The organism is Lysinibacillus phoenicis, assembly GCF_047238325.1.
GTDB lineage: Bacteria > Bacillota > Bacilli > Bacillales_A > Planococcaceae > Lysinibacillus > Lysinibacillus irui.
In genome coordinates, this window is sequence record NZ_JBDFMP010000002.1 from 4,187,705 (window position 1) to 4,201,790 (window position 14,086).

Annotated in this window: 11 protein-coding genes; all 11 read left to right on the forward strand. The window is 37.4% G+C overall.

Annotated features, from left to right (window positions below; translation table 11 throughout):
• Positions 1-2 precede the first annotated feature (2 nt).
• The 11 genes from yihA to hemL all read left to right on the forward strand — a co-directional run bounded on the left by yihA (position 3) and on the right by hemL (position 13,842).
• Positions 3-584 (forward strand): ribosome biogenesis GTP-binding protein YihA/YsxC, encoded by a 582-nt coding sequence (yihA, locus tag ABC382_RS22395; protein WP_274793959.1) that lies wholly within the window; start codon positions 3-5, stop codon positions 582-584.
• 137 nt (positions 585-721) lie between these two features.
• Entirely contained in the window at positions 722-895 is a 174-nt protein-coding gene (locus tag ABC382_RS22400; RefSeq protein ID WP_081011007.1) for a YjfB family protein, read from the forward strand.
• A gap of 146 nt (positions 896-1,041) precedes the next feature.
• Positions 1,042-2,706: a hypothetical protein gene (locus tag ABC382_RS22405; RefSeq protein WP_412927115.1), complete on the forward strand. Its 1,665-nt coding sequence runs from the start codon at positions 1,042-1,044 to the stop codon at positions 2,704-2,706.
• Positions 2,707-2,891: 185 nt separating this feature from the next.
• Positions 2,892-4,340: an S-layer homology domain-containing protein gene (locus ABC382_RS22410; RefSeq protein WP_412927116.1), complete on the forward strand. Its 1,449-nt coding sequence runs from the start codon at positions 2,892-2,894 to the stop codon at positions 4,338-4,340.
• Between the two features lie 18 nt (positions 4,341-4,358).
• Positions 4,359-7,277, forward strand: a complete 2,919-nt coding sequence (locus ABC382_RS22415) for an S-layer homology domain-containing protein (RefSeq protein WP_274793956.1) — start codon at positions 4,359-4,361, stop codon at positions 7,275-7,277.
• 232 nt (positions 7,278-7,509) lie between these two features.
• Complete coding sequence (hemA, locus tag ABC382_RS22420; protein ID WP_274793955.1) at positions 7,510-8,874, forward strand: glutamyl-tRNA reductase; 1,365 nt, start codon at positions 7,510-7,512, stop codon at positions 8,872-8,874.
• A 168-nt stretch (positions 8,875-9,042) separates the two neighbouring features.
• Positions 9,043-9,870, forward strand: coding sequence for a cytochrome C assembly family protein (locus ABC382_RS22425; protein WP_274793953.1), 828 nt, complete (start codon positions 9,043-9,045; stop codon positions 9,868-9,870).
• An 18-nt stretch (positions 9,871-9,888) separates the two neighbouring features.
• Positions 9,889-10,821: a hydroxymethylbilane synthase gene (gene hemC / locus ABC382_RS22430; protein WP_322611645.1), complete on the forward strand. Its 933-nt coding sequence runs from the start codon at positions 9,889-9,891 to the stop codon at positions 10,819-10,821.
• Positions 10,811-11,572, forward strand: a complete 762-nt coding sequence (locus ABC382_RS22435) for a uroporphyrinogen-III synthase (RefSeq protein ID WP_412927118.1) — start codon at positions 10,811-10,813, stop codon at positions 11,570-11,572. The genes hemC and ABC382_RS22435 overlap by 11 nt, the downstream gene beginning before the upstream one ends.
• The gene (gene hemB, locus ABC382_RS22440; RefSeq protein ID WP_274793950.1) at positions 11,569-12,549 is read left to right on the forward strand and encodes a porphobilinogen synthase; all 981 of its coding nucleotides are present in this window, start codon (positions 11,569-11,571) and stop codon (positions 12,547-12,549) included. Before ABC382_RS22435 ends, hemB begins: the two co-directional genes overlap by 4 nt.
• Positions 12,550-13,842 (forward strand): glutamate-1-semialdehyde 2,1-aminomutase, encoded by a 1,293-nt coding sequence (gene hemL / locus ABC382_RS22445; RefSeq protein ID WP_412927121.1) that lies wholly within the window; start codon positions 12,550-12,552, stop codon positions 13,840-13,842.
• The last annotated feature ends 244 nt before the right edge of the window (positions 13,843-14,086 follow it).

Consider the following 14,086-nt stretch of genomic DNA (forward strand, 5'->3'; position numbering starts at 1 on the left):
AAATGAAAGTCCATAACGTCGAAATGGTCATTAGTGCGGTACGGCCAGACCAATATCCAGAAGATGGACTGCCAGAATTTGCATTAGCTGGTCGTTCGAATGTAGGAAAGTCTTCCTTCATTAATCGAATGATCGGCCGTAAAGCTTTAGCACGTATTTCTTCTAAGCCTGGTAAAACACAAACCCTTAATTTTTATAAAATTGAAGAGCAATTGTTTTTTGTGGATGTACCGGGTTATGGTTATGCAAAGGTTTCAAAGTCTGAGCGTGAAGCCTGGGGGAAAATGATAGAGCGCTACTTTACTGGGCGTCAGGAATTAAAAGCAGTTGTACAAATTATAGACTTGCGTCATCCTCCAACGGCTGATGATCGCATGATGTATGATTTCCTAAAGCACTATAATATTCCTTGTATTGTGATTGCAACAAAGGCAGATAAAATTCCAAAAGGTAAATGGGATAAGCATAAAAAGATTGTCAAAGAAACATTGGAAATGGAAAAAGGCGATACTCTAATTGTCTTCTCTTCAGAAACGGGTCTTGGCTTTGAAGAAGCTTGGAGAACAATTGAAAATAAAATGTAATGTAAAAACATCTATTGTGTCTAGTCGTTAGGACAGTAGATGTTTTTTTCATTTTTACAGAAGGTAATGTAGAAAGTTGTAGAAAATGCTTGATGATTAAAATATTTGTCCGATAAATTAGATAGGAGGTGGACTAGATGGATATTGCAGCTTTATCGATGGCAATGAATCAAGCAACACTTATGCAAAACGTTTCTTTAGCTGTTACGAAACAGGCAATGGAGATGCAACAACAAAACACAGAGCAGTTAGTTGAAATGTTAGATGCTCCACATCCGACAGCTGGACATACAATTGATATTCAAGTATGAAACAGGCAGGTAGCTTGAAAGTAGGAAGCTACCTCTATTTTTATCGCTTGAAAAGATTAATAGTCTAAATTGTAACTTTTTAAATAAGAAAAGCTACCAATAATACGATATAATGATTACTAATATTTAGTAAGGAGGCAGGATTTTTGAAGAAATATTCATACATAATCATGATCATGTTACTTCTGGTTTTCGGTTTAGCCTTTAACCAACCGGCTAAAGCTGCCCAATTAGTTACTGGAACCTTTGTGGATGTAACATTTTCAGAATACACAAAGCCAGATGGCACGATAGAACAACAACTTAGTAAAGTAACTTTGCAAAATGATCGTGGCCGAACAGTGACTTTTAATATTAATAAAAATACTCGATTATATATTAACAACACGGCAACGACTATCGAGGGCTTTAAGATGGGAATGGAAGTTGAAGCTGAAATTTCTCTAAGAAGTGTTGTTGAACTGCGAGGTACATCTACAACAGCAACAGAACCGAATGGATCATCCACAGGATCAGGAAGTAGCAGTAAAACAACAGCTGGTGTAGTAACGAGTATCGATCCAAATGGGTTATTTATTATAGTGAAGCCAGATGTAGGTGAAGAAACGACTTATTATATTAACAAAGAGACTAATTATCAAAAAGGCTCTTCAGCCACTGATATTAGTGCGTTATACGTTGGGGATCGAGTTAAACTAAACTTTAAAAATAAAAACACTTCTGTCGTAACAAAAGTAGCCATTAGTGAGACAGGCACACTAGTTGAAAACTTATACAAAGGCGAAATACAAGCAGTCAATCCTAATGCCAATAAATTAACGGTGAAAAATCAACATGCCTTTATTAACTGGCAATTTGGCTCTCAAACAACCAATGATCTATCGACAATGTCTTTTACATCCAAGGTACCAATATATGTTGGCAATACGAAAGTCGAAAAAGGTCAACTGAAAAATTATATCGGTAGTGAAGCATACTATGCGACGGTTAAACAATTCGGTAAAGAAGTCATTGAGAAAATTGTAGTATTGAAAAACAATGAACGAACATATTACGAACCCATGTTGTCTGTAGATACAGATTACCAATTATTGAAGCTGAAATCTGCAGGCACATTGTACTTCCATAATGGAACTATTTTAATTCGTAATGGACGTTTAATTGAACCAACTGGTCTTTTAGCGTATGGTACGGCATTTGTCATTGCAGATGGTGCTGCACGTGACCATTATGCGCAGGTTGTACAAGTGACAAGTGATAGCTTTATGTCACCTAACTTAGCTGGACATGAATTATATTATGGACGCTTATCTCAAGCTGATGGGTATTTAATTGAAATTGATGATGCGATGAAAATTGAACCAAATGTTTTCAAGAAAACAGATGATACTGTCTTATCAGTTAGTAATTCAACAAAGGCAATGGTCGATGATGGCAATAAAACATACAGCGTCATGCCAGATATTGAGCTTTATTTATCCGAAGGTGATTATGGTTACTTCTATGTGAAGGAAGGCCATGTACAAGCACTTCATATTTTAGATAATGCTAAACCAGTAGCCCCATTAATGCTGACTGGGAAACTACAGTCTGTAAAATCGAAGTATCCAGCTGTAATTAACGTAAAAAGTGTAAGCCAATGGCAGAATGGCCGTTGGTATGAGGCTGGTGAAATGGTGGATATGAATATTGACCAAGCAACAATCATTAAAGCAGGTAAAGTGATACAGCCTTCCGATCTACAAGCATCCGACCGTTTAGTTGTATTATCAGATCGATTTGTAAAAGCTCATTTTATTCTAGTAGATTAAAAGTAAATATAGACTGAAAATCTGCTTAGTCTCAGGCGAATAATATTTGCAAAAGGGCGATGTATTCACATTTGATGAGAAGGCTACTTCGCATAGGCAAAATGTTCGAAAGACGAGCAGATTTTTAGTCATTAAAACATGCTTCATTATGCATAACAGTGCACAGTGAAAGAAAGGACAAGCGAATGCAAAAATATTTAGCCAAACTAATGGTAGTCGTTCTTGTTTTTTGTTTAATGGGAACTACTATTTCGTTCAATGCATCGGCTGCTTCATTAGAAACAACTGGTGCAGTAAAAAATGAGTATACATATGAAGAAGCTGTCTTCCTATCAGGGTCACCTGTTATTTTTAAGGGCACTAGTAAAGATATTAAAATTACACAAAAGGAATCTAAAGGCAGATTAACTGAAACTTATAACATGAAGTTGACAGGTAATAATGGAGCCACATTGACAAGAAATATCGCCTATGAATCTGATGTTGTTGACTATGCAGTTCTTGGTCAAAAAACGTCTAATGGTGAGGTAAAGAAATACACTGAAAAAATTACAATTGGAGCGATTACTTATACGTTAGTTGATTATCAATTTTCTCAAGGAACGGTGACAGATAATCGAGCTGCCTCTGATTATTATTCGGGGAATGTAATCTCTAGAAAAACCTATGCTTTTGAAACAGGAAAAGGGAAAAACGCTGTCCAAAACACAGTAACGATTGAAACCGATAGTCGCCATGCGGGCTATGAAAACTTCTGGGGAGCAACAGAAACTCAAATCACAGAGTCTGTTTATTCCTACAGTGATGGCAAAACAAGCCATGTAAAAAACCGCTTATCTACAAGTAAATCTCGTGTTTTAAATTATGAGGAGAATCTTGGAAGCTTGGGTAGTTTTGAGGGTGGCTATGCAGTTGTAAGTGAAAAAGATGTTATTTCTGAGTACACGTACGACTTATCTTCAGGACAAAAAGGGACGCTTGATTTAGATACAGAATACATGCCAACTATTGAACGTCTTATTATCCCTAAATTCCGTGATTTAACAAACCATTTTGCTAAAGAAGCGATAGAAAAAATGTATTCACTAGGTATCTATTCAGATGCAAGTAATTTCTTCTCTCCAAATACACCAATGAAACGTATAGATTTTACTACGGCAATCGGTAAAGCCGTAGACTTACGTGTATTTGAAGAAAAGAAATCGAAAAAGACTCCTACTACAAGTGTGTTTAAAGACTTAAAGCGTACGGTTAAAGATTATGGCTATATTGAATCGGCATTAAATAAAGGCATAATAAAAGGCGTTTCAGCTGACTACTTTAAACCAGATAATGCCATTACAAGAGCACAAGCAGCTACTATTTTTGTGCGTGCTTTAGGACTTGAAAATAGAGCGCCTGATCCTGGCTATCTAACGAAATTTACAGACAACAATCAAATTCCAAACTATGCTAGAGACGGCATCTATATTGCAAATGAACTTGGGTTAATGATTGGTGATTCCGCTGGCCGTTTTAATCCAAATAAGCCGCTAACTCGTGCAGAGGCTTCTCTTGTCCTTGAGCGATTCTTAAAATATTTAGAAGATGATCTAAAACAAAACTATCGTGATGATATCTTGTTCTTTAACTAAAGAAAGGACTGAACATTAATGACATATGTAAAAAAAGCATTGCTCTCTTTGCTTTGCTTCATGTTACTACTGATGACGGCAACACCTGTTGTCACGCAAGCAGCTACCACAATAAGAGATGTTCCTTCAAATAGTAATAATTATAAGGCTATTTCCTGGGCAGTGGACAATGACCTCATGTCCTTGAACAGTGCTAATAACTTTTTACCAGATGAACAAGTAACTGATCGAGAGCTTGTGCTAATGTTTGCCAAGCTAGATCGTAATTATGCGTTATCTTATATTGATAGTGTTGCCTATAATTTCTACAGTGAATTTTATTTACCATTTAACGGCACACATGTGAATGCTAATCGTTCAAAAGCGGTGACACGAGGCCAATTTGCCCAGATCTACGCTGCATTCAAAGGTTTAGATTTAGATGAACCACAGGCTGTACAATATTTATATTCGAATGATCTTTCTACCAGTGGTACAGGTAAAAAGACTTTTGCTAGCTTTAATCCATCTACTAAATTAACACGTGCGGATGTTGCTACATTTTTATATAGAGCTGTTCAAAATGGCAATTTTGCTGTACAAGGATTAAAGCGAAGTGCTGCTGGCCGTGATAATGATAGCATTACGTTACCACCAGGTTTCATGGGATCTAACAGTGCTGATTTTGAAGAACCAAAAGATAACTCAAATGACTTTACTGGACCAGAATATGTAAATAATGCATTGCAAAGCATTGTAGTTGAAAAACCGGATTTAATCGCAAATGATGTGGATTCTACACTTGTGACGGTATCGTTAAAGGCTTGTAATGGTGACCCAATTGCGGATGATAAATCGTATACATTCAAAGTGACGTCATCCTATGGGACAATTGTGGATACATCCGGTGAAGCGGTTAAAACGGTTCAATCTGATGGCTCCACTGTATCTGCTATCGTAATCGCACCATCACTAACAAAATCTGTCCGTGATACGATTTCTTTTGAGCTAGTTAATAATACAGACCCTGCTATGAAGTGTTTAGTGGGGGAGAAGTTAAATGCAGAAGTGCGTTATGCACCACAGCCAGAACTACGTATTGATTACCAAGTATATGATCCAACAAATACAGATGATAATGGTAGTGTAACACCTCCTTATGTTCCATATGAAAAATTGCCAGAGTTCTTTACTCAAAACTTAATTGATGTGTATGCTCCAGTACCTTTAGATCCTGACTCTGATGAAAAGTTATTTAGTATTGGTCAGCAAACAAATGTAACGGATGCTTTAGGGAACGTACAAAATGTTTATTTGCGCTACGGTGGATCTGATCCTAGGTACCCAGCGTTAGGATATGAACATGCAATATTACAATTTGAAAACTATGATATCTCAGTATACTTATTTGAAGAGCTCTTAAATCGCCGTTTTGATAACTCAGTAACAACGCCTGCCAAAACTGAAATTATGTATATGATTTCTGATGATGGACGACCAATTTATCGTGTTCAAGGGATTGATGATGATATTGCTTCTCAGGTAGAAAATATTAATCCGGTCGGAGCTATCATTCAGCTTATGAATCATATGCCAAACGAAAAAGATTTAACATTAGAGCATTACGATAGTGTGATGAAGATTTATGCAATCTTCACAAACTTAAGTAACTATGACCGAACTGTGTTATTAAAATATCAGGGCGGGAAATTACTTGGACAAGTGGAAGCCTATAAAAAACGTGTTGAAGCATTGAAAGAAAGTGCTGATGCTGCATCAAGACCATCAGGGAAAGATCGATATACTAAAGTTATGGTGACTTTAGTTCGTCCAGGTGGGGAGCCCGTTTCGGACTATCAGGGAACGGTCAAAATTAAATTTGATGGAGTGGAAAAAACAGCGTCGTTTATAACAAATACTTCAGATCCATTAAATAATACAGGTAGTCCAGGTACGGCCGTCGCTTACTTTGACTCAATTATTTATGGAAAATCTAAAGTAGAGGCAACGCTCGTTAATCCATTAGATCCACGCTATGCAACAATTTTGAAGGGCTTAAAAGATAAGACAGTAACGAAAGAAATATTTACGAATCCATACTTTAGTAAAAACTCTTGTTCTTTAGCAACGGAAATTGCCTATGTAGTGGATTATTCTTCTTCGATGAAGGCGGTTGATCCAACAAATTACCGTGGTAAAAAGATGATTGAATTGATCAATCAAATAAAGGCAAAAAATAATATTGTTATTGAAACGAATACAAAAGCAACTGTTCTAGGTGAAGGTACGACAGAAAATGTACTGAAAAAAGATCTTTATAAAGCATCCAAAGATAAAGGTGCGACGGATATTTTTGCCGGCATTGATATCGCCTTAACTAAATTCTCTAATGATACTAAAACATCGAAGGCCATTGTTGTTGTTTCGGATGGTAAAACAAGTAAATCTAAAATGACTAAGGCGATCAATGAAGCGAAAAAGCAAGGTGTGAAAGTTTATACAATTAGTATGGGCAAGAAATCACAAATCAATGATGCTACGTTAATGCAAGTAGCAGAGCAAACTGGCGGCGCTTATTTCCACGCCATTGATAATTTACAATTGCATCAAGTATTCCAAAAGCTAGTTGATACAATTTTATGTAAAACACCAGCTTCGAGCTGTATCAATCCTGAAGATTTATTTGAAGAAACAAGCGTTTCGCTACGAAAAGGCTATATTACTATGAGTGCTCGAATTGATGGTAATTGTTCTAATGTTGCAAAGATGAATGTACGCTTCAATTCAGTTAGTGGAGATGTACAGTTTGATTTGCAAAAACGTAGTGATTCAGTTTATATGCTAACGAAAACAGTACAAACTATGCAGGACTTTAAAGTTAATAATGACATTGAGTTTATAGCCTATGATAAAGATGGTAATATTATTGCAATGAAAACTGTCACAATGACAAATTAAGAAAATACTGATCACAAATTTACTGTACCTCAATTGTTAGATTGATCTAACAATTGAAGGTGCAGTTTTTTAATTTGAAACAAGACGTATAATTTGTTACACTTAGTTTATAATAATTCTAATGTAGATGACGAATGACAGTTCTTCATGACATGTTCACAAATTATACGTGAACTATTGTCGAACTGTGCTATAATGAGATTTGTGAATTAGAACGTGTGAGGTGTTATTCATGCATACCATCGTAGTAGGCTTGAATTATAAAACAGCGCCTGTTGAAATACGTGAGAAGTTATCATTCATAGAGAGTGAACTACCACAAGCAATGGAAGCGCTGCAAAAGCAAAAAAGTATATTAGAAAACGTTATTGTTTCGACATGTAACCGTACAGAAATATATGCTGTTGTGGATCAATTGCATACTGGACGTCATTTTGTGAAACAATTTTTAGCGAACTGGTTTGACTTGCCTGTGGAGACATTTTCTTCCTATTTAACAATTCGAGAAGAAGATGAGGCAATCGAACATTTATTTAAAGTGACTGCAGGGATCGATTCAATGGTTCTTGGGGAAACACAAATTTTAGGACAAGTAAAAAAAAGCTTTTTAAGTGGACAAGAGATTGGCACAACAGGAACGGTATACAATCAGCTATTTAAACAAGCGGTAACATTTGCTAAGCGTGCTCATAATGAAACAGCAATTGGTGAGAATGCGGTATCCGTTTCCTATGCAGCAGTAGAATTAGCAAAGAAAATTTTTGGCTCTTTACAACGCAAGCATGTAGCTATTTTAGGTGCAGGGAAAATGGGAGAGCTTGCGATTGAGAACCTTTATGGTAGTGGTGTAGGAAAAGTTACGGTCATTAACCGTACGTTTGAAAAAGCAGAAAGCCTAGCCGCTAAATTCCATGGGGAAGCTAAATCAATGAAGGAATTACAATGTTCATTATTAGAAGCAGACATTTTAATTACTTCTACAGGTGCAACAGATTATGTCATTGATTATGAGTTAATGCAATTTGTGGAACGTTTACGTAAAGGTAAACCTTTATTTATGGTAGATATTGCTGTTCCACGTGACATTGATCCACGAGTGGGCGACCTGCCAAATGTTTTCTTGTATGATATCGATGATTTACAAGGAATTGTCGAGGCGAATTTAGCAGAGCGTGAACGTGCTGCTGCTGATATTACGGATATGATTGGTAATGAAGTTGTGCAATTTAAAGATTGGGTAGCAACACTAGGCGTCGTACCAGTGATCTCAGCTTTGCGTAAAAAGGCTAATCGAATTCAAGAAGAGACGATGACTAGTATCGAAAATAAAATGCCAGATTTAACGGAACGTGAACGTAAAATTTTAAGTAAGCATACAAAATCTATTATTAATCAATTGTTAAAAGAGCCAATCTTACAAGCGAAAGAAATGGCAAATTCACCAAAAGCAAATGAACAGTTACGTTTATTCCAACAAATTTTTGGTATAGAGGATGCTGTGGAAGCTGAAGTTCAAGAGATGACGAAGCAAGAGCTTGAGCGCAAAGAACGCGCAGAGGCTTCTCAAACTTCCGTTGAACCAAAGTACTCTTTCTAAATATCTGATGCGTCGCATACACAAATGTACGATAGTGTTGACGCTATTGGATTTCTACTGATATTACATGAGGCGTTTTCGTATCTGTATGGTAAACTTAGGATACGAAAACGTTTTTTTGTTTTTGTATAGTAATTTTACAATTTCACTATAAAGAAGGGATGTCTATTGGCTGATTTGACCATGACGAGGCTTTATGAAGTGATGATCGTCTTGTATGCGATCAGTCTAGTTTTTTACTTTACTGATTATTTCTATAAGCAAGTGCGAGCAAGACGAATAGCTTTTTGGCTTGTTTCATTTGTATGGATGATTCAAAGCGCTATTATCATTTTAACGTTTGTGGAAACGAAGCGTTTTCCGATCTTATCTTTGTCAGAGGGGATTCTCTTTTACTCCTGGTTACTTGTGACGCTATCGATCATTCTACATTGTATAGCTAGGGTTGATTTGCCTGTATTTATTATTAATATACTAGGGTTTTTATTCGCTAGTATATTTACTTTTATGCCAAAACGTCCTACAGGCGCTGTCGGGGATACATTAATTTCGGAAATGCTTTTTATTCATATATCATTTGCGATATTGTCCTATGCCGCATTCACGTTAACATTTGTGTTTGCCATATTATACTTGGTTTTATATCGTTTGCTGAAAAAGAAAAAGTGGTCACATCTATGGACAAGGTTACCATCCTTACAGCAGACAAGTAGCTGGATGAATATGTCATTTTTTATTGGAATTCCAGTTTTATTTATAAGTTTAATATTGGGCTTTGAATGGGCACTATTAACATTAGAGAGTCTTTCGATTTTCGATGCAAAGATCATAGGGTCCTTCATCATTTTAATTTTGTATTGCGTTATCTTATATGTGAATCGCAAAAGCAAGCTGACAGGTACAACTTATGCATGGGTACATATATATGCCTATTTATTAGTTGTTGTGAACTTCTTCTTAGGAAGCAGTTTATCGCGATTCCATTTATGGTATTAGAAGAAAGGTTGGAGACTGTTGAGAAAAATTATTGTAGGTTCTAGGAGAAGTAAGTTGGCGCTAACTCAAACTAATTGGTTTATCAATGAGTTAAAAGAGGCTGGTGCACCATTCGAATTTGAAGTGAAAGAAATCGTGACCAAAGGTGATCAAATTTTAGATGTACAGCTATCTAAAGTTGGAGGGAAGGGATTGTTTGTTAAAGAAATAGAGCAAGCCCTTTACGATAAAGAAATAGATTTTGCTGTTCATTCTATGAAAGATATGCCTGCTGTATTGCCAGATGGCTTAGTAATTGGTTGTATTCCTCCACGTGAAGATGCACGTGATGCATTTATTTCAAAAGGACATATTAAATTTGCAGATCTTCCTGCTGGTGCTGTAGTGGGGACAAGTTCTTTGCGCCGTAGTGCACAGCTATTAACAGTACGCCCTGATATCGAAATAAAATGGATTCGAGGAAACGTTGATACGCGTTTAGCTAAGCTGGAAGATGAAGAATATGATGCGATTATTTTAGCAGCAGCTGGTTTGAAACGATTAGGCTGGAGTGATGATGTCGTTACTGAATTTTTACCAGTAGAAGATTGCTTACCAGCAGTAGCACAGGGCTCTCTAGGAATTGAATGTCGCGCAGATGATGAGGAGCTATTGGCTGAATTAGCAAAGCTTACTGATCAATTAACATGGCAAGAAGCACATGCAGAACGCGCATTTTTAGCAGCAATGGATGGTGGCTGTCAAGTACCTATCGCTGGTTACGCCACTTCAAATGGGGATGAAATTACTTTAACAGGCTTAGTTGCCGCTCCAGATGCATCTGTTATCTATAAGGAAACAGTAGTGGGGACAGATGCACAAAAAATTGGAGAAGAGCTTGCAGCAATATTAACAGAACAAGGTGCATTCGAATTAATTCAGCGCGTAAAGGCTGAGCAAGATGCAAAATAATTTACCTCTAAAGGGTAAAACAATCGTTTTAACTGGTACATCTAAGACAGCTACTATTGAAGATGACATCACAACATTAGGTGGCCATGCTGTAATTGCCCCATTAATTGAAACTTGTGAACGATTGGGCAGTAATGATGCTGAGCAATTGAAAAAGGCATGTCAATTTGATTGGATTATATTTACTAGTCAAAATGCTGTCGATGCTTTTGCTACTAAGATGCAACAGCACCAATTTAGGGTCGATAATTTTAGAGGGAAAATTGCCTCTATAGGGACAAAAACAACATCAGCGTTAGAAAAGCTTGGCTTTGAAGTGAGCTTTATGCCCTCTGTATTTAGTGCTGATATTTTCGTTAAAGAATTTCCGGCTGTAGCGGGTAGCTGTCCGAGTTGCCTGTTTATACGAGGAGAAAAGGCGAAAAGTACACTAAAGGATGGACTGCCGTTTGATTTAGTTGAGTGGACAGTTTACGAAACGGTGGAAAGACATGATCAGACATCTGTTATTATGAATTGTATTCATCACCAACAAGATGTTACTGTGATTTTTGCTAGTCCTTCAGCGGTTGATGTATACGCAAAGGATGTAGCGTCACAGATTGGCTGGCAAGCAACGCGTATCGCAGCCATCGGTCATATTACAGAAGCGGCTCTTGAACAATACGGTGCTACTGTGGATATTATGCCAAGTGTATATACAATGCAAGCAGTCATCGAAGAAATTATGAAAGTAGGGGACAAATCATGACAAAATTACAATTTCAAAGACATCGTCGCTTGCGTACGAATGCGACAATGCGATCAATGGTAAAAGAAACATATTTACATAAAGAGGACCTGATCTATCCTATTTTTGTAATTGAAGGCGAGAACATTAAAAATGAAGTACCTTCTATGCCTGGCGTTTTTCAATTTTCATTGGATAAATTGGAAGTAGAAATTGATGAGGTTGTAGCTTTAGGCATACCTGCAGTTATTTTATTTGGGTTACCAGCTGAAAAAGATGCTGTTGGAACAGGTGCGTTCCATGATCATGGTATCGTTCAAGAAGCGACTCGTTTAATAAAAAAACGTCATCCTGAGCTATTAGTTATTGCGGATACATGTTTATGTGAATTCACAGATCATGGACATTGCGGATTAATAGAAGGCGATCAAATTTTAAATGATCCTTCATTAGACGTGTTAGCCCGTACCGCTGTATCACAAGCAAAAGCAGGAGCGGATATTATTGCTCCATCTAATATGATGGATGGTTTTGTTGTAGCGATTCGTGCAGGACTTGACGAAGCAGGATTTGAACATATTCCAATTATGTCTTATGCAGTCAAATATGCATCTAGCTACTATGGTCCATTCCGTGACGCTGCAGATGGAGCTCCTCAATTTGGCGATCGTAAATCCTACCAAATGGATCCATCGAACCGCCTAGAGGCATTCCGTGAGGCAGAATCAGATATTGAAGAGGGAGCAGATTTCTTAATTGTGAAGCCGGCTCTTAGTTATTTAGATATTATCCGAGATATGAAAAATAACTATCCATTACCGCTTGTTGCCTATAATGTTTCTGGTGAATATGCGATGATTAAGGCGGCAGCTATAAATGGCTGGATTGAAGAGAAAAAAGTTGTGCTTGAAACATTATTAGGCATGAAACGAGCAGGCTCTGATTTAATCATCACGTATCATGCAAAAGATGTTGCACGTTGGTTGGAGGAGAAATAAATGACACGTTCTTACGAAAAATCAAAACAAGCCTATGCTGAGGCGGTTCAGTTAATGCCAGGTGGTGTTAGCAGCCCAGTACGTGCATTCAAATCAGTGAATATGGACCCGATTTTTATGGAATCTGGCCATGGTGCGATCATTAAAGACATTGACGGCAATGAGTATATTGATTACGTACTATCTTGGGGTCCATTAATTTTGGGACATACACATCCAGAGGTAGTCAAAGCGATTGCTGACACAGCAGCAAAAGGTTCATCCTTTGGTGCGCCAAGCTATACAGAAAATCGTTTAGCTCAATTAGTATTAGATCGTCTACCAGGCATGGAAATGATTCGCTTTGTTTCTTCAGGAACAGAAGCTACAATGTCTGCGTTACGTGTAGCTCGTGGGGTTACAGGGCGAGATAAAATATTAAAATTTGAAGGTTCTTATCATGGTCATGGAGACTCTTTATTAATTAAAGCAGGTTCAGGAGTTGCGACATTAGGTTTACCTGATAGCCCTGGTGTTCCAGCAGATATTGCACGGAATACGTTAACAGTTGCCTATAATGATTTAGAAGGGGCAAAAGTTGTTTTCGAAAAATTTGGTGCAGAGCTAGCAGCAGTGATTGTGGAGCCTGTTGCAGGGAACATGGGTGTTGTACCACCAAAACCAGGTTTCTTAGAAGGTTTACGTGCACTTACATCTGAGCATGGCGCGTTATTAATCTTTGATGAGGTAATGACAGGCTTCCGTGTAGACTACGGTTGTGCACAAGGTTATTTTGGGGTAACGCCTGATATGACTACATTAGGTAAAGTTATTGGTGGAGGCCTCCCTGTAGGTGCATTTGCTGGGAAAAAAGAGATTATGGAGCAAGTAGCCCCTGCAGGACCGATTTATCAAGCGGGTACATTATCAGGAAACCCGTTGGCGATGACGGCTGGCTATGAAACGTTATCACGTTTAGATCACGGAACATATGATTACTTTAAACAATTAGGTGATCAGCTAGAGGCTGGTTTCCGTGAAGCAGCTACGAAATACAATATTCCACATACAGTAAATCGTGCTGGCTCAATGATTGGTTTCTTCTTTACAAATGATGAGGTTGTTGACTTTGCCTCAGCTAAAACATCTGACTTACAATTATTCGCGGAATACTTCCGATTGATGGCAGAGGAAGGCATCTTCCTGCCACCATCTCAGTTTGAGGGATTATTTATTTCTACAGCTCATACGGAAGAACACATTACTAAAACAGTAGATGCATTCTATAAAGTGTTTGCGCAATTAGCGCGATAAAAATGAGAGAGCATGATAGAAGAATTTCTATCATGCTCTTTTTTGATGACCAAAATGGAAAATAAGGTAGTGCTTGAGGAATGAATGAGAAAAATGAGGAACTAGCATATATTAACTAGTAAGCAAGATCATCTATACTGGATGAAGGACCTGTTTTTGTCAAAATTATATCTTTCAGCATAGCCAAATTGTGGGCGATATCGTTTATAATATAGCTATTCATAAAAGAAAGTAGTGAATTGAT